The organism is Pseudomonas sp., from assembly GCF_030150285.1.
GTDB lineage: Bacteria > Pseudomonadota > Gammaproteobacteria > Pseudomonadales > Pseudomonadaceae > Aquipseudomonas.
Map to the genome: position 1 here is coordinate 42,821 of NZ_JASLGE010000027.1, position 16,231 is coordinate 59,051.

Sequence of the window (16,231 nt, forward strand, 5' to 3'; positions counted from 1 at the left end):
CCGGGTTAGCCGCGACACGGCCAAGGAGGGCCGATCGCGGCGGCCCTCCTACCGGGAGTCACATTAAGCCTGTGACTCGTAGCTGATCCGGCCATCCACCAAGGTGTAACGCACGGCGCTTGGCAGGCAATGGCCGAGGAACGCGCAGTTATCACCCTTGGACAGCCACTTCTCGCCCGCTACGGTTGACGCTGCCGGGTCGAACACCACCAAGTCTGCCGCCGAACCCACGCTCAGCCGGCCAGCCGGTAAGCGCAAGGCGTCTGCCGGGCCTGCACTTAGGCGGGTCAGCAACGTCGGCAGGTCCAGCAAACCGTCTTCTACCAGTGTCATGGCCAGCGGGAGTAACAGCTCAACGCTGCTCATGCCCGGCTCGGTAGCCCCGAACGGAGCCAGTTTGGCGTCACGCTCGTGGGGCTGGTGATGGCTGGAGATGGCCTGCACCACGCCAGATTTCACCGCTTCACGCAGCCCGTCGCGGTCAGCGCGGGTGCGTAGCGGCGGTTGGACGTGGTACACGCTGGAGAAGTCGACCAGCGCTTCATCGGTCAAAATAAGCTGGTATAACGCCACGTCCGCCGTGACTTTCAGGCCGCGCGCCTGGGCCTGGGCGATCAGGGCGGCACCTCGGGCGCTGGTCAACTGGCTGAAGTGAGCGCGAACACCGCTTTGCTCAACCAACAACAGGTCGCGGGCCAAGGCCACGGTTTCGGCGGTTTCCGGAATGCCCGGCAAACCACGGAAAGCCGCCATCGGGCCGTCATGGGCGATGCCACCTTCTGCAAGGTCATGGTCTTGCGAGTGAAAGATCACGGTCAGGTCGAAGGTCGCGGCGTATTCCAGCGCCCGGCACAAGGTGCGGGTGTTGGTGAAGCTGCTCAGGCCGTTGCCAAACGCTACGCAACCGGCATCGCGCAATGCAATCAGTTCGGCCAGTTGTTCACCTTCCAGTCCCTTGCTCAGGGCTCCGATAGGGAAGACCTTGCAGTTGCCGGCTTCACGGGCGCGGTCAAGGATCAGCTCGGCGACGGCAGAGGTGTCCAGCACCGGCTTGGTCTGCGGTGGGCAGCACAGGCTAGTCACGCCACCGGCAGCGGCGGCGCGGGTTTCGCTGGCGATAGTGCCTTTGCGGCTGTAGCCCGGCTCGCGCAGGGCGACGCTCAGGTCAACCAGCCCGGGTGCGGCGACAAGGCCGTGGGCATCCAGGGTGCGGGTCGGGCTGAAGCCGGCCGGCGCGTGACCGATGGCGATGATTTTGCCGGCTTCCAGATGCAGGTCGGTGACTTGATCGAGCTGGCTGGAGGGGTCAATGACGCGGGCGCCGAGAATGCTGAGCTTCACTGGGCGTTCTCCTGTTCAAATTGGCGCTGGGCCGTTTGGCCGCTCATGGTCATGGACAGTACTGCCATGCGCACGGCAATGCCGTAAGTGACCTGGTTGAGAATGACCGAATGCGGGCCATCGGCCACAGCCGACTCAATCTCCACGCCGCGGTTGATCGGCCCCGGGTGCATCACGATGCAGTCGGGTTTGGCACCTGCCAGGCGGGCGGTGGTCAGGCCGAACAGGCGGTAGAACTCGCCTTCGCTCGGCAGCAGGCCGCCGGCCATGCGCTCGCGTTGCAGGCGCAACATGATCACCACATCAACGTCTTTCAGGCCTTCGGTCATATCGGTGTACACCTTCACACCGTATTGCTCGATGCCGATCGGCAGCAAGGTTTTCGGCGCGATCACACGGATGTCCTTACAGCCGAGAGTCTTGAGGGCGATCATGTTCGAGCGGGCCACGCGCGAATGCAGAATGTCGCCGACGATGGCCACCGACAGGTTCTCTACGCCGCCCTTGTGCCGACGGATGGTCAGCATGTCGAGCATGCCCTGAGTCGGGTGAGCGTGGCGCCCGTCGCCGCCGTTGATGATCGCTACCTGCGGGCACACGTGCTCGGCAATAAAGTGCGCGGCCCCCGAGTCGCCGTGACGCACGACAAACATGTCGGCGGCCATGGCCTCAAGGTTGCGCAGCGTGTCGAGCAGGGTTTCGCCCTTGCTCGCAGACGACGTGGACACGTTCAGCGTGATGACGTCGGCCGACAGGCGCTGGGCGGCCATTTCAAAGGTGGTGCGGGTGCGGGTGGAGTTCTCGAAGAACACGTTGCACACGGTTTTGCCGCGCAGTAACGGGACCTTTTTCACCGCACGGGCACCGACTTCAAGAAATGAGTCAGCGGTGTCGAGGATTTCAGTCAGCAACTCGCGGGACAAGCCGTCGAGCGACAGAAAGTGGCGTAGCTGGCCCTGATCATTGAGCTGCAGCGGGCGCTTGGCGTCTGTGGGCGTCATCGCAAGGGTCTCTTAAAGGGCAGGGTTAACGGAAGAATCTTGCAGTTCGAGGGTCAAGGGCGTGGGGCCGGACAATTTTATCCGCTCGCTCGGCTTGAGTGACAGTGTCGCGCCGACAACATTAGGCCGGATCGGCAGTTCGGCGGCATCCAGGTCCAGCAGGCTCACCAGCGTGACGCTGGCCGGGCGGCCATAGTCGAACAGTTCGTTGAGCGCGGCGCGGATGGTGCGGCCGCTCATCAGCACATCATCAATCAGCACCAGGTGCTGGCCTTCGATTTCGAACGGCAATTCGGAAGGGCGCACTTGCGGGTGCAGGCCGTTCTGGCTGAAGTCGTCACGGTAAAAAGACACATCCAGCGTGCCCAGCGGCGAATCGCTGTTCAGCGCTCGCAGCAATGCCTGGGCAACCCAAATGCCGCCGGTACGAATGCCGATGAAGCGTGGTTCAGTGATGTGACGGCGGGCCAAATGGGCCTTGAGATCAAGCGCCATCTGAGAGATCAGTTCAGCGGGAACAGGCAGGATCATGGTGGCTCCTTAAAAGACCCGTGCAGCGACGTGCGCGGCGGCGGGCGCAAACAATGGGGCGCGTCATTACTTCAAACGCAGGGTCAGGCTTTGGGTTGAGCGTTGGCCAAGTACTCGTCGATCCAGCTCTGCAGCACCAGTTTGGCTGCAATGGCATCGACGGGGTTGTCACGAAAGCTGCCGCGCTGGCCGCCTTGGGCTTTGCGCTCGCCTTTGGCTTCGAAGGTGGTCAGGCGTTCGTCGTGCTCATAGGCCGGCAAATTGAACCGGCCATTGAGGCGGTTGGCAAACTTTTTAGTGCGGGCACACAGAGGGCTTTCGCTGCCATCCATGTTCAGCGGTTTGCCGACGATCAATACGTCAGGCTGCCATTCCTTGATCAGTTTTTCGATGTCTTCCCACTTCGGAATGCCGTTTTCGGCTTTCAAATTGCACAGCTCACGGGCTTGGCCGGTGATCATCTGGCCCACGGCGACGCCGATGGAGCGAGTGCCGAAGTCGAAACCGAGCACGAGACGGATGTCGGGTTCGGCCATCAGCAATGGCCTGCTTGGGTGCTTAACAAGTTGAGGTTCACTCCAAGGTGTTTGGCGGCCGCGTCAAGGCGCAACTCGCTGGGGGTCTGAAACAGAATATGAGCCGAATAAGGGCAGGTCAGCCAGGCGTTTTCGGCCATCTCGGCTTCCAGTTGCCCGGCCTCCCAGCCGGCATACCCCAGGCAGATCAAGCTGCGCGTTGGGCCACGGCCCTGCGCAATGCTGAAAAGCACATCGGCGGAGGTACTCAGTGCCAGGCCGTCTTCAAGGGCAACCGTTGCATCGAAGTTCATGCCGTCGGGGTGTAACACAAACCCGCGATCCGTCATCACCGGGCCACCGCCATAAACCGGTACGTGTTGACACAGCTCAGCGATGGGGATATCTGCGCGCAATTGTTCAAGAATGTCGGCCAGGTTGAGGTCCGGCAGCGGCCTGTTGAGCGTCAGCCCCATGGCACCATTCGCCGTGTGCTCGACGATATACGTCAAGGTGCGGGCAAAGTTCGGATCTTCCATGTGGGGCATGGCAATCAGAAATTGATGCTTGAGGTAAGTCGGTGCGTGGTTTTTCATGAGTCTTAGTGTGGCGCTGGCAAGTGGAACTGACAAGGTTGATCTCTGTAGGGGCCAGGCAGCCGGATCGGATGACTTTTAAAAGATCAAAAGATCGCGAGCGAGCTCGCGCCTACGCAGAGGGGGTTAATTGCTCGACAGGCGATCGCCCTGGGCGAATCTCCAGGTGCGGATGATTTCAAGCCGGTCGATGTCGGCCAGGTCACCGGTGAACGGTGCAAAGGGCGCGGCCAGACGCACGATACGCTGTGCGGCCTGATCCAGCAGCGGCTGGCCAGAAGACTCAAGCACCAGCACTTCATGCAAGGAGCCGTCACGATTGATCGAGACCAGTAAGCGCAACTTGCCGTAGATTTTTTCGCGACGGGCCTGTTCCGGGTAATTCAAGTTGCCGACGCGTTCGATTTTCTTGCGCCAGTCTTCTTTATACCAAGCGCCTTTGTCACGCATGGTCGAGGCCGCGCTCATGCGGTAAATCTTTGGCCGCTTCGCATACAACTGTTGCTCGTTGGCCAGTTCGGCTTCAAGGCTGGAGATCTCACTGGACAACTGGGAGCTGTCAAACGCCGGAATGCTGGCCTTGGGGGCGGCTTCGGTTTTGACGGTTTGCGGTTCGCGAGGGGCTTGTTTGGGCTTTGGCGCAACGGTGGTCACCGCAGCCTTGGGCGCGGTCTTGGGTTGCTCGGGTTTTGCGGCGGGCGGCGGAGTGACTTTTTTAACCGTGGTGTCCTGGAACGGCGCGACTTCGGTGGTCTTGGGCACCGCTTTTTTGTCCAGCGTGCCACTGCCTTCTTGATTGTCCTGCGCTAGGAAGTCGGCCTTTTTGGGAGCCATCTCGCTTTTAAAGGTAGAGAGCGTGATTTCCAGGGTGCGGCTGATGGGCTTGGGCTCGTTCAGGCTGAACCCCACGCCCACAATCACGGCGATATGAATTAATGCGGCGATAAACAAGGTAAAACCCAGGCGATCAACTGCGCGCACGCCGTGAGGGCGCAATTCGGGGGGCAGGTCGCTGGGGAGGGGCATAAAAAACCAACATCGCGGGTTTCACGGTTCGGCATGATAACGCAATGTTGGTTTTTAGCGGCAAGCGGCACGTTAAAGCAGTCGGCTTCAAACTTGCCGCTTGTGGCTTAACGCTTGGCGCTGCGGTCCTTCAACTTACGATCTATCGCATCCATCAACAGGGCACCGATGTCGGTGCCATAGGCGTTGTCGATTTCTCGGATGCAGGTGGGGCTGGTGACGTTGATTTCGGTCAGGTGCTCACCGATTACGTCCAGACCGACAAATAGAAGGCCTTTTTCACGCAGTGTTGGGCCTACTTGGGCTGCGATCCAACGGTCTTTTTCGCTCAATGGGCGGGCTTCGCCACGGCCACCCGCCGCCAGGTTGCCACGGGTTTCACCTTGCGCCGGGATACGTGCCAAGCAATACGGAACCGGCTCGCCGTCGATCATCAGGATGCGCTTGTCGCCGTCCTTGATGGCCGGCAAGTAGCCTTGCGCCATGATTTGCTGGGTGCCATTGAGGGTCAGGGTTTCGAGAATCACCGACAGATTGGGGTCGCCCACCCGGTGGCGGAAGATCGAGGTGCCGCCCATGCCGTCCAGTGGCTTGAGGATCACATCGCCGTGCAGCGCTGCAAATTCGCGTAGCACGTCGGCGCGACGGCTAACCACCGTCGGCGGTGTGCATTGGGTGAACTGGGTGGCGAACAGTTTTTCGTTGCAGTCACGCAGGCTCTGTGGCTTGTTAACAATCAATACGCCATCGCGCTCGGCCTGCTCCAGCAGGTACGTGGTGTACACGAACTCCATGTCGAAGGGCGGGTCCTTACGCATCAGGATCACGTCCAGGTCGCTCAGGGCGGTGTCGGCCTCTGCGCCCAGTTCGAACCATTTTTCAGGGTTGGCGAATACGCTCAGCGGTTTCATCCGTGCGCGTGCCTTGCCTTCATTCAGGTACAGGTCCTGCTGCTCCATATAGAACAGTGTCCAGCCGCGCGCCTGTGCAGCCAACAACATGGCCAGCGAGCTGTCCTTCTTATAGGAGATGCCCGCAATGGGGTCCATGACAATCCCGACTCGAACGCTCATGGCAAATTCCTCACATCAAGTTAGCGGAGAGTGCGCCTGCAGGCGCTCAGTGTTGCCCTGGAAGGCGCTGAAAAGTGGCGCCAGAGTGGCGCTGAGTGTGGCCTCGGTCAAGGAAAAACAACCCGTGCGTGTATGGCTCGGGTCGTTCGATAGATTGACGGTGCCGACTGTGCTAAAAAGGCTCGCACAGCACTTGCAGCCCTTGTCCTTCAAGGATTTGGGCCAACAGACCGCACAGTTGTTACAAAACGGGTCGCCGTGGCGATGGTAGAACACACATGGAAAAGCATTCCAGCGCCTTGAAGGTGATGGTGATTGACGATTCGAAAACCATTCGCCGCACCGCCGAAACACTGTTGAAAAACGTGGGCTGTGAGGTCATGACCGCCGTTGACGGTTTTGATGCGCTGGCCATGATCGTTGACCATCACCCGCATATCATCTTTGTAGACATCATGATGCCGCGTCTGGATGGCTATCAAACCTGCGCCTTGATCAAAAGTAACCGGGCGTTCAAGTCAACGCCAGTGGTGATGCTGTCTTCCAAGGATGGCCTGTTTGACAAGGCCAAGGGGCGGATCGTGGGCTCTGATCAATTTTTGACCAAGCCGTTCAGCCGGGACGAGTTGTTGAGTGCGATCAAGGCCCATGTGCCGGGTTTCACCGTGGTTGCAAACGCTCAATGATGCCCGGCCCACTGGCCGACTACCTTAATAATGAGGAACACCATGGCTCGCATTCTGATCGTCGACGACTCGCCGACCGAAATGCACAAATTGACCGATATGCTGGAAAAGCACGGTCATGAAGTGCTCAAGGCAGTAAACGGTGCAGACGGTGTTGCGCTGGCGCGTCTGGAAAAGCCCGATGCGGTGTTGATGGATATTGTGATGCCGGGCCTGAATGGTTTTCAGGCCACGCGCCAACTCACCAAAGACCCGGAAACCCGCCATATTCCCGTGATTATCGTCACCACCAAAGACCAGGAAACCGACAAGGTCTGGGGTACCCGCCAGGGTGCGCGCGACTACCTGACCAAGCCGGTCGATGAGTCGGTCCTGATCAAAACCCTGATGGCCGTGTTAGACACCAAGCCCTCTCAATGATGCTGGCCTTATGCCTGACTCACTGACAGCCTTCGAACTCTTGCTGGAGATCGACCAGCGGTGCCGCTCCCTGGCAGCGTTGGTCACCCAGCCTGCGCCCGTCGACATCTGGAGCGGTATCGGCTTTCGGATCGGCGAGCACTGCTTTGTGGCCCCCATGGGCGAAATCGCGGAAATCCTCCATGAACCCCGGTTTACCCTGCTGCCGGGCGTCAAGCCTTGGGTCAAGGGGGTGGCGAACCTGCGCGGTCAGCTATTGCCGATCATGGACCTGTGCGGTTTTTTTGGTGTTGAACTCACCCCCTTACGCAAGCAGCGGCGGGTGCTGGTGCTGGAATACAAAGATGTGTTTGTCGGGCTGCAGGTCGATGAAGTGTTGGGCATGCAACACTTTGCCCTGGATGATCTTGACCCCAGTGTGCAAGCGTTGCCCCTCGCGCAGTGTGCGCCCTTTGTGCAGGGCCATTTTGCCGCTGGGCACCCGTGGTGGATCTTCAGCCCGATCGCCCTGGCCCAGGCCCCCCGGTTTTGGGCGGTGGCCGTGTGAGAGGGCTGTTCGCGTTGCTTCACGTGTTACTACAGGAACTCAGGGCCTGAACAATGACCACAGTCACAACTGCTAAATCACTGGAAGGATCGCGCAGTCGTTCGCAGATCATCGTGCTTTTTGTCGCCCTGATTGTGTTCATTATGTTGCTTTTTGCCAACTTTGCTTACCTCAATACCCAGTCCAACTACGACAAGCAATACATCAGCCATGCCGGCGAATTGCGCGTGCTGTCCCAGCGTATTGCTAAAAATGCCACCGAAGCCGCCGCCGGAAAGGCTGCCGCGTTTGAGCTGTTAAGCGATGCGCGCAACGATTTCAGTCAGCGCTGGGGCTACCTGAAAAAAGGCGACCCGGCAACCGGCCTGCCAGCGGCACCGGCGGCGGTCAGCAAGGAAATGCAGGCCGTTCAGCGAGATTGGGACCTGTTGCTGAGCAACACCAACGCGATTCTGGCCAGTGAACAAACGGTCCTGTCGCTGCATCAGGTGGCGGCTACATTGGCCGAGACGGTGCCGCAGTTGCAGGTCGAATACGAAAAAGTCGTCGGCATTCTGTTGCAGCGCGGTGCGCCCGCCAACCAGGTGGTCATGGCCCAGCGTCAGTCGTTGTTGGCCGAGCGTATTTTAGGCGCGGTGAACACGGTGCTGGCCGGTGATGAGACGGCTGCCCAGGCTGCCGGTGCCTTTGGTCGCGATGCCAACCGGTTTGGCCAGGTGCTTAACGGCATGCTGGAAGGCAACGCCGGGTTGCGAATCAGTCAGGTTGAAGACAGCGATGCGCGCGCCCGCCTGCTGGAAATTTCGGAGCTGTTCCAGTTTGTGTCAGGTTCGGTGGACGAAATTCTTGAGACCTCACCGCAACTGTTTCAGGTGCGCGAAGCGGCCAATAACATCTTCAGCTTGTCACAAACCTTGCTGGACGAAGCCTCGACACTGGCCAACGGTTTGGAAAACCTCGCCAGCGGCCGTTCGCTCGACATCATTGGCGGCTACGTGCTGGGTTTGTTGGCGCTCATGTCGATCATCCTGATTGGCTTGGTGATGGTGCGCGAAACCAACCGACAGTTGCGTGAAACAGCCGAAAAAAACGAGCGTAATCAGAACGCGATCATGCGCTTGCTGGACGAAATCGAAGACCTGGCCGACGGTGACCTGACGGTGACGGCCTCGGTGACGGAAGATTTTACCGGTGCCATTGCCGATTCTATCAACTACTCCATTGATCAACTGCGCGGCCTGGTGGCCACCATCAACCTGACGGCAGGCGAGGTGGCGGGCGCGGTGCAGGATACTCAGGACACCGCCATGCAATTGGCCGAGGCGTCAGAGCATCAGGCGCAGCAGATCACCGAAGCGTCGCTAGCTGTTCAGCAAATGGCTCATTCCATTGATCAAGTGTCGGCCAACGCGTCGGAGTCTTCGGCGGTGGCAGAGCGTTCGGTGGCCATTGCCAACAAAGGCAACGAAGTGGTGCACAACACCATTCACGGCATGGACAATATTCGCGACCAGATTCAGGACACCGCTAAACGTATTAAACGTTTGGGTGAGTCATCCCAGGAAATTGGCGATATTGTCAGCTTGATTGACGACATTGCCGACCAGACCAATATTCTGGCACTCAACGCGGCGATCCAGGCGTCGATGGCGGGTGATGCCGGGCGCGGGTTCGCGGTGGTGGCCGATGAAGTACAGCGCTTGGCAGAGCGCTCGTCAACGGCCACGCAACAAATAGAAACCCTGGTGCGGGCGATTCAGGCTGACACCAACGAAGCGGTGATCTCCATGGAGCAAACCACCAGTGAGGTGGTGCGCGGTGCCCGCCTGGCCCATGATGCCGGCGTGGCGCTGGAAGAAATCGAAGGCGTGTCACAAAACCTCGCCAACCTGATTCAGCGCATCTCCAATGCCGCACAACAGCAAACGTCGTCGGCGGCGCAGATCTCCCTGACCATGAACGTGATTCAGCAAATCACGCATCAAACTTCGTCCGGCTCCACCGCGACGGCCGACAGCATTGGCAACCTGGCCAAAATGGCCAGCCAATTGCGGCGTTCGGTGTCCGGTTTCACCTTGCCGGCCACGCAAACACCCCGTGAGCCACAGTAGGAATCGTTATGGTTGACCGTCACGACTACGTGGCCCTGAAGTGGGTCAAAGGCGAGATTGCTGACACCTTGAAGCAGGCGCGCGAGGTGCTGGAGACCTACGCACAGCAACCGACAGCACAGGGCCTGGCGCAATGCCTGGAACGCATTCACAAGGTGCATGGCAGCTTGCTGATGGTCGAATTTTACGGTGCGGCGCTGTTGGCTGAAGAAATGGAGAAGCTGCTGATCGCCCTTCAGCAGGGCCGTGTCAGCCTGCGCGACGAAGCCCTGCGGCTCTTGCAGCAGGCCTTCAATCAATTGCCGCTGTACCTTGACCGTGTGCACAGCGCTCGGCGCGACTGGCCGCTGGTGGTGCTGCCCTTGCTCAACGATTTACGCACGGCCCGTGGCCAGGCGTTGCTGTCGGAAACCAGCTTGTTCAGCCCGCCGTTGCAAATGTTGCCCGCACTGGATCGGGCCGCCCTGGCCGCGTTGATCCCGGCCGCCGAATGGCCCGAGTTGTTGCATGCCTCACGGCACACGCTGCACAGCGCGCTGCTGGGCTTGCTTCGGGAAGAAGACATTCAGGACAACCTGCAACGGTTGGCGGACATGCTCGCGCGCTTGCAGGTTGTGTGTCAGGACGCACCGCTCAATGCGCTCTGGGTCATTGCTGCAGCGCTGGTCGACGGCATGCTGCGGGGGCGCGTTGCCAACAGCCCGGCCTTACGCAGCCTGCTCAACACGGCAGACAAGGAACTCAAACGTCTCCTGGAGCAAGGGGTCGAGGGTGTCAATCAGCCGGCCCCGGACGAGTTGCTCACCAGCCTGTTGTTCTACATCGCCAAGGCCGAGAAGCCGACGGCCAAGATGCTCGCGGTAAAGAACGACTACGAGCTTGACGAAGCCATGCCGGATGCGGCCATGGTGGATGAAGAGCGGGCGCGGCTGGCGGGGCCCGACCGCGATGCGATGCGTTCGGTTGTGGCCGCTTTGTGCGAAGAGTTGGTGCGGGTCAAGGAACGGCTCGATTTGTTTGTGCGCAGCGACCGTCAGCATGTGTCAGAACTGAGCAGCTTGATGGCCCCCTTGCGTCAGATCGCTGACACCCTTGCGGTGCTGGGCTTTGGCCAGCCGCGCAAGGTCATCATCGATCAGTTGGCGGTTGTGCAGAGCCTGGCCCAAGGCCAGCGTGACCCTACCGATGCGGTGTTGATGGATGTGGCGGCTGCGCTGTTGTATGTCGAGGCCACGCTCGCCGGTATGGTTGGCAGCGTGGAGCCTTCGGCGCGCGAAGAAAGCCGTCTACCCACCACTGACCTGCTACAGATTCATCAACTGGTGATCAAAGAGGCGCTTATCAGCCTTGAAGACATCAAAGACCTGATCTCGGATTACCTCGCGGCGGGTCACGACCGCACACACCTGCAGCCCGTGCCTGCGCTGCTGACGCGCATTCGCGGGGCGTTGGCGATGATCCCGTTGGGCCGGGCTGCCAGCTTGCTGCAGGCCTGCCACGACTGCCTGTGTGAACGCCTGATGCAAACCTCGCAGGTACCGACCTCGACCCAACTGGATCACCTGGCGGATGTGTTGATCAGCGTGGAGTACTACCTGGTGCGCCTGGCCCAGGACCCGGGGGCTTCGAGTGAGGATGTGCTGGACCGGGCCGAAAACAGCCTGATTGAGTTGGGGTACGCGCCCGCTGAGCGTCAGGTGCCGGTGCTGAACGACGTGCTGGGCCCGGTCGAGGCCTTGATCATGCAAGACCTGCAAAACCCTGATGACCCTCAGGTGGCACAGAGCCTGGCTGAGCTGTTAGCCGCCCCGCTGTCAACGCTCAATCCGGCGGCACAGCACGTTCCCGGCAGTTTGTTGGCCCCGCCGATCGATGAAGCCCCGGTGGATGAAGAACTGCTGGATGTGTTCCTGGAAGAGACCGATGAAGTGTTGGTCGCGTTGCATGATTACTGGCCGCAATGGGTCGCCAACCCTTGCGACAACACGGCGCTGGGGGAACTGCGCCGCGGTTTTCATACCCTCAAGGGCAGTGGGCGCATGGTGCGGGCGCTGGTGGTTGGCGAGTTAGCCTGGGCCGTTGAAAACCTGCTCAATCGGGTGCTTGAAGGCGACGTGGTACCGAAGCCGGCGATGCATCAACTGCTGGACGACGTGCTGCGGGTGTTGCCCGAACTGATTCAGGAGTTTGCCGATCTGAATCAACACCAGCGTGAAGACGTCGACCGGCTGGCTGCGCAGGCTCATCACCTGTCACAAGGCGAGCCGTTGCCCCGCCTGAGTGAGCCGCACAACGCAGGCTTTGACCCGCAGTTGCTGGATATTTTTCGTCAAGAAGCGCAAACCCATCTGGCCAGCCTCGACCGCTTTCTCGATCAGGCCCGCGAGCAGTTGCCGCTGTACGCCAGTGACGAGCTGCAACTGGCCATGCACACCCTCAAAGGCAGCGCGCACATGGCCAGTGTGTTGCGCATGGCCGAATTGGTCACGCCGCTGGACCGCATGGTGCGCGAGTACAAGGCGCATCATTTGGCATTGGGGCTGGATGAGGTCGAACTGCTGCTTGAGGCTGACAACCTGTTGCAACAGGGCCTCAAGCAGGTCGACTTTGACCCGCTGGCCGAGATCCACGGTGCCCGCGGTTTGATCGCGCGTGCCGAGCACTGCACGACGGCGCGCCTGGACGCAGTGTTCAATGCCCCCGCAGGTACTGCGCTGCCCAAGCGCGACCCGCAGCGTATCGCCGAATTTCTGGGCGAAAGCATGGACATCCTGTTTGATACGGAAGACCTGCTGCAGCACTGGCGTGAGCACCCGCATGAGCGCCAGGGCCTCGACACCTTATTGAATTTGTTGACCGATATGGCTGAGTCCGCGCACCTGCTGGGTTTGCAACCTGTGGATGCGCTGTGCGAAGCCTTGCTTGACCTGTATGGCGCTGTGGAAGAAAGCAGTGTAGTGGTCAGTGAGCGATTCTTTCATGAGGTCGAAGGCGCTCATGAGGCCTTGATCAACATGCTCGACCAACTGGCAGCGGGGCAGGACATCACTGCGCAACCGGCGCGGATCCAGGCCCTGCATGCGTTGCTGCACGAAGGGTTGGCACCCGATGCAACGGGGCTGATTCGACGCGAGGGTGGCCATCTGCTGGACATCACCGAGTTGGGCGCTGCCACAACGCAGCTCAAATCGCCCGGCCGCGAAGCCGATCAAGACGATGACTTCGCGTGTGAAATGGTCGCGATCTTTATTGAAGAAGCCGTGGATATTCTGGAAAGCGCAAGCCAGGCCCTGCAGCGCTGGTTGAGTGACCCTGACAATCAGGCCCCGCTATCGTCTTTACAGCGCGATTTGCACACCCTCAAGGGGGGGGCACGCATGGCCAATATTGGGCCGATCGGTGATCTGGCCCATGAGCTTGAACATGTGTATGAGGGGCTGCTGGACCGCCGGCTGAGTGAAACACCGGCGCTGGCCAGCTTGCTGGAACAAGGCCATGCGCAGTTGGCGATGCAGCTCGAACACCTGCAACATCAAGCGCCTCTGGTTGAACCGCTGGAACTGTTGGATGCCCTTCGGCGGTTTCGTCTTTACAGCAACCCGCCGGGCGATCAGAACGCTGTAGCCGCTGAAGTGACCCCAGGCAGTGACCCGGAGTTGCTGGACATCTTCCTTGACGAGGCTTTCGATATCCTGGAAAGCTCGGGCGCGGCGCTGGCGCGCTGGCAGGCGGATGCGCAAAACCTGCTTGAAGTCGAAAACCTGTTGCGTGACTTGCACACCCTCAAAGGGGGCGCGCGGATGGTCGAAGTGACGGCTATTGGCGACTTTGCCCACGAACTGGAGACCCTGTTCGAGGATATTTCGGCGGGCTTTCTGGTACCTGGTCCCGAGCTGTTCACGTTGCTGCAACGCTGCCAAGACCAATTGGCGCAGATGCTGGATGCCCTGCGCGGTGCACAACCGGTGCCGTCGCCGCACGTGTTGATCGAGCGTATTCGCCAGACTGAACGCAGCACCTTGCAAGCGGCTCCGGCCAAGGCGGAACAGGCGTTCGGCCCATTGCCCGAGGGGGAACGCACCGGGTTGGATACCCTCAAGGTTCCCGCCGAGTCGCTGGAAGACTGGGTCAACCTGGCGGGCGAAGCCTCAATGCTTCGCGGGCGCCTCGAACAGCAAGTCAACGAGGGCCAGGTTGCCCTGAATGAAATGCAAACGACGCTGGAGCGCATGCATGACCAGTTGCGCCGTCTGGACGGTGAAACACAGGGCCGACTTCACCGCCGCTCCCACAGTGAGGCCGACGGTGCGGCTTATGATGAGTTTGATCCGCTGGAAATGGATCGCCATTCCCTGTTGCAACAGTTATCTCGTGGGCTTTTTGAGTCGGCCTCGGACTTGCTCGACCTAAAAGCGACGCTGGCGGCCCGCAATCAGGATGCTTACAGCCTGTTGCTCAAGCAGGCACGGGTGAACACCCAGTTGCAAGAAGGCCTGATGGACTCGCGCATGGTGCCGTTCGAACGGGTGTTGCCGCGCCTCAAGCGGATTGTGCGGCAAGTGGCCAGTGAGCTGGGCAAGCAGGTTGAGTTCAGCGTGATCAATGCCGAAGCTGAAATTGACCGCAACGTCCTGGAGCGCATGGTCGCCCCTCTCGAACATATGTTGCGCAACGCCGTGGATCATGGTCTTGAGCCTGCCAGCGTGCGTCACGCCAGCGGCAAGCCGGAGCAGGGCCTGATTACGCTGGAGCTGTCCAATGAGGGCGGCGACGTGGTGTTCGACATGCGCGATGACGGTGCCGGCGTGCCGCTTGAAGCGGTGCGACGCAAGGCCATCCTGCGCGGGTTGCTCAACCCGCAAGTGTCCATCAGTGACCGCGACGTACTGCAGTTCATCTTGCAACCCGGCTTCTCCACCGCTGAAAAAATCACCCAGATTTCCGGGCGCGGTGTCGGCATGGACGTCGTGCACGAAGAAGTCCGCTTGCTGGGCGGCAGCATGACCATCGACTCGGTGGCGGGGCAGGGCGTGCATTTTCAGATCCGCTTGCCATTCAGCGTGTCGCTCAACCGGGCCTTGATGGTGCAGTGTGCCGACGAGCAATACGCAATTGCGCTGAACAGCATCGAAAGTATCGTGCGGGTCATGCCCAACGAACTGGAAGCCTTTTACCAGCTCAACCCGCCGGCCTATCACTATGGCGGGCAAACGTACGAACTGCGTTACTTGGGCGAACTGTTGCAGACGGTGGGCCGGCCCAACCGACTTAGCGAAAACCAATCGTTGCCCGTGCTGCTGGTGCATTGCCAAGACCAGCGGGTAGCGCTGCAAGTGGATGCACTGGCGGGGTCGCGGGAGATTGTGGTCAAAAACCTTGGCCCTCAATTTACCGGGGTGCAGGGTGTGTCGGGTGCGACCATTTTGGGCGACGGCCGGGTGGTATTGATTCTTGACCTGCTCGCATATATCCGCGCGCACCAGGCGCGCCTGCCGTTGCAGCAGGCCGGTCATGAAGCGGGCGGCGTGTTGGAGTTCAGCCCGTCAGTGCGCCCACCGTTGGTGCTGGTGGTCGATGACTCGGTCACGGTGCGCAAAGTCACCAGTCGCCTGCTGGAGCGCAATGGCATGAATGTCATCACCGCCAAGGACGGGCTGGATGCCATGAGTGTGCTTGAAGAACACCTGCCGGACCTGATGCTGCTGGACATCGAAATGCCGCGCATGGACGGGTTTGAAGTCGCGACCCAGGTGCGTAACGACCCGCGTCTCAAAGGCCTGCCGATTATCATGATCACCTCGCGCACGGGGCAAAAGCACCAGAGCCGGGCCATGGCCATTGGCGTCAACGACTACCTGGGTAAGCCGTATCAGGAGTCAGTGTTGCTGGAGCGCATCGCCTATTGGAGCACCTTCCATGCTTGATCACCGCGTCGGTAGCCTGACTGGCCTGTTATTGCCCTTGGCCGACCGTTACCTGCTGCTACCCAATGTGGCGATTGCTCAACTGATCGATTGGCAGGACGGTGAACCCAGCCATGACTCACCGCCTTGGCTCCTGCGCCAGATCACCTGGCGCGATCATGTGCTGCCCCTCATCAGCTTTGAAGCCGCTTGCGGCTGCCCGCGGGTGATTGGTGCACGGGCTCGCATCGTCATTTTGAACACCTTGGGCGGTGACCCTCGCCTTAAGTTTATTGCGATGGTCGTGCAAGGCATTCCGCGCTCTTACAAGGTCGACAGCCAGCTGAGTTTCGTCGACGTACCGCTCAGCCCGTTGGAGCGTGCTGCAGTGCAAGTGGGCGAGTATGTGGCCAAAATTCCGGACTTGCTGGCACTGGAGCGGTGGGTGCTGGGGGTGGTGGGCACCACAGCGGGTGAATGA

At 60.2% G+C, this 16,231-nt stretch carries 13 protein-coding genes; 6 read left to right on the forward strand and 7 right to left on the reverse strand.

Annotated features, from left to right (window positions below; translation table 11 throughout):
- Positions 1-63 precede the first annotated feature (63 nt).
- The 7 genes from Q1W15_RS05130 to gshB form a co-directional block, all read right to left on the reverse strand.
- On the reverse strand, positions 64-1,341 hold the full coding sequence (locus tag Q1W15_RS05130) for a dihydroorotase (RefSeq protein ID WP_300724701.1): 1,278 nt from the start codon (positions 1,339-1,341) through the stop codon (positions 64-66).
- On the reverse strand, positions 1,338-2,342 hold the full coding sequence (locus Q1W15_RS05135) for an aspartate carbamoyltransferase catalytic subunit (RefSeq protein WP_300724703.1): 1,005 nt from the start codon (positions 2,340-2,342) through the stop codon (positions 1,338-1,340). The genes Q1W15_RS05130 and Q1W15_RS05135 overlap by 4 nt, the downstream gene beginning before the upstream one ends.
- A gap of 12 nt (positions 2,343-2,354) precedes the next feature.
- Positions 2,355-2,873: a bifunctional pyr operon transcriptional regulator/uracil phosphoribosyltransferase PyrR gene (gene pyrR / locus Q1W15_RS05140; RefSeq protein ID WP_300724705.1), complete on the reverse strand. Its 519-nt coding sequence runs from the start codon at positions 2,871-2,873 to the stop codon at positions 2,355-2,357.
- An 83-nt stretch (positions 2,874-2,956) separates the two neighbouring features.
- Positions 2,957-3,409, reverse strand: coding sequence for a Holliday junction resolvase RuvX (gene ruvX, locus Q1W15_RS05145; protein ID WP_300724707.1), 453 nt, complete (start codon positions 3,407-3,409; stop codon positions 2,957-2,959).
- Entirely contained in the window at positions 3,409-3,984 is a 576-nt protein-coding gene (locus Q1W15_RS05150; RefSeq protein ID WP_300724709.1) for a YqgE/AlgH family protein, read from the reverse strand. Before Q1W15_RS05150 ends, ruvX begins: the two co-directional genes overlap by 1 nt.
- Before the next feature lie 126 nt (positions 3,985-4,110).
- Positions 4,111-5,010: an energy transducer TonB gene (locus tag Q1W15_RS05155; RefSeq protein WP_300724711.1), complete on the reverse strand. Its 900-nt coding sequence runs from the start codon at positions 5,008-5,010 to the stop codon at positions 4,111-4,113.
- 107 nt (positions 5,011-5,117) lie between these two features.
- Complete coding sequence (gene gshB / locus Q1W15_RS05160; RefSeq protein WP_300724713.1) at positions 5,118-6,083, reverse strand: glutathione synthase; 966 nt, start codon at positions 6,081-6,083, stop codon at positions 5,118-5,120.
- 278 nt (positions 6,084-6,361) lie between these two features.
- On the opposite strand from gshB, the gene pilG reads away from it, so the two are divergent.
- The 6 genes from pilG to Q1W15_RS05190 are packed head-to-tail and all read left to right on the forward strand — an operon-like array spanning position 6,362 to position 16,231.
- Entirely contained in the window at positions 6,362-6,769 is a 408-nt protein-coding gene (pilG, locus tag Q1W15_RS05165) for a twitching motility response regulator PilG (protein ID WP_300724714.1), read from the forward strand.
- A gap of 42 nt (positions 6,770-6,811) precedes the next feature.
- Entirely contained in the window at positions 6,812-7,189 is a 378-nt protein-coding gene (gene pilH, locus Q1W15_RS05170) for a twitching motility response regulator PilH (protein WP_300724715.1), read from the forward strand.
- Positions 7,190-7,199: 10 nt separating this feature from the next.
- Positions 7,200-7,736: a chemotaxis protein CheW gene (locus tag Q1W15_RS05175; RefSeq protein WP_300724718.1), complete on the forward strand. Its 537-nt coding sequence runs from the start codon at positions 7,200-7,202 to the stop codon at positions 7,734-7,736.
- Between the two features lie 53 nt (positions 7,737-7,789).
- Positions 7,790-9,847, forward strand: a complete 2,058-nt coding sequence (locus tag Q1W15_RS05180) for a methyl-accepting chemotaxis protein (protein WP_300724720.1) — start codon at positions 7,790-7,792, stop codon at positions 9,845-9,847.
- A gap of 8 nt (positions 9,848-9,855) precedes the next feature.
- Complete coding sequence (locus Q1W15_RS05185; RefSeq protein WP_300724722.1) at positions 9,856-15,771, forward strand: Hpt domain-containing protein; 5,916 nt, start codon at positions 9,856-9,858, stop codon at positions 15,769-15,771.
- Positions 15,764-16,231, forward strand: coding sequence for a chemotaxis protein CheW (locus tag Q1W15_RS05190; protein WP_300724724.1), 468 nt, complete (start codon positions 15,764-15,766; stop codon positions 16,229-16,231). Before Q1W15_RS05185 ends, Q1W15_RS05190 begins: the two co-directional genes overlap by 8 nt.

What these genes read in the sequence shown, in the direction of transcription:
- gshB (WP_300724713.1), bottom strand. Translation starts at nt 6,083, where the DNA reads ATGAGCGTTCGAGTCGGGATTGTCATGGACCCCATTGCGGGCATCTCC.
- Q1W15_RS05185 (WP_300724722.1), top strand. Translation starts at nt 9,856, where the DNA reads ATGGTTGACCGTCACGACTACGTGGCCCTGAAGTGGGTCAAAGGCGAG.
- Q1W15_RS05155 (WP_300724711.1), bottom strand. Translation starts at nt 5,010, where the DNA reads ATGCCCCTCCCCAGCGACCTGCCCCCCGAATTGCGCCCTCACGGCGTG.
- pyrR (WP_300724705.1), bottom strand. Translation starts at nt 2,873, where the DNA reads ATGATCCTGCCTGTTCCCGCTGAACTGATCTCTCAGATGGCGCTTGAT.
- Q1W15_RS05135 (WP_300724703.1), bottom strand. Translation starts at nt 2,342, where the DNA reads ATGACGCCCACAGACGCCAAGCGCCCGCTGCAGCTCAATGATCAGGGC.
- Q1W15_RS05180 (WP_300724720.1), top strand. Translation starts at nt 7,790, where the DNA reads ATGACCACAGTCACAACTGCTAAATCACTGGAAGGATCGCGCAGTCGT.
- pilG (WP_300724714.1), top strand. Translation starts at nt 6,362, where the DNA reads ATGGAAAAGCATTCCAGCGCCTTGAAGGTGATGGTGATTGACGATTCG.
- Q1W15_RS05190 (WP_300724724.1), top strand. Translation starts at nt 15,764, where the DNA reads ATGCTTGATCACCGCGTCGGTAGCCTGACTGGCCTGTTATTGCCCTTG.
- ruvX (WP_300724707.1), bottom strand. Translation starts at nt 3,409, where the DNA reads ATGGCCGAACCCGACATCCGTCTCGTGCTCGGTTTCGACTTCGGCACT.
- Q1W15_RS05175 (WP_300724718.1), top strand. Translation starts at nt 7,200, where the DNA reads ATGCCTGACTCACTGACAGCCTTCGAACTCTTGCTGGAGATCGACCAG.
- Q1W15_RS05150 (WP_300724709.1), bottom strand. Translation starts at nt 3,984, where the DNA reads ATGAAAAACCACGCACCGACTTACCTCAAGCATCAATTTCTGATTGCC.
- pilH (WP_300724715.1), top strand. Translation starts at nt 6,812, where the DNA reads ATGGCTCGCATTCTGATCGTCGACGACTCGCCGACCGAAATGCACAAA.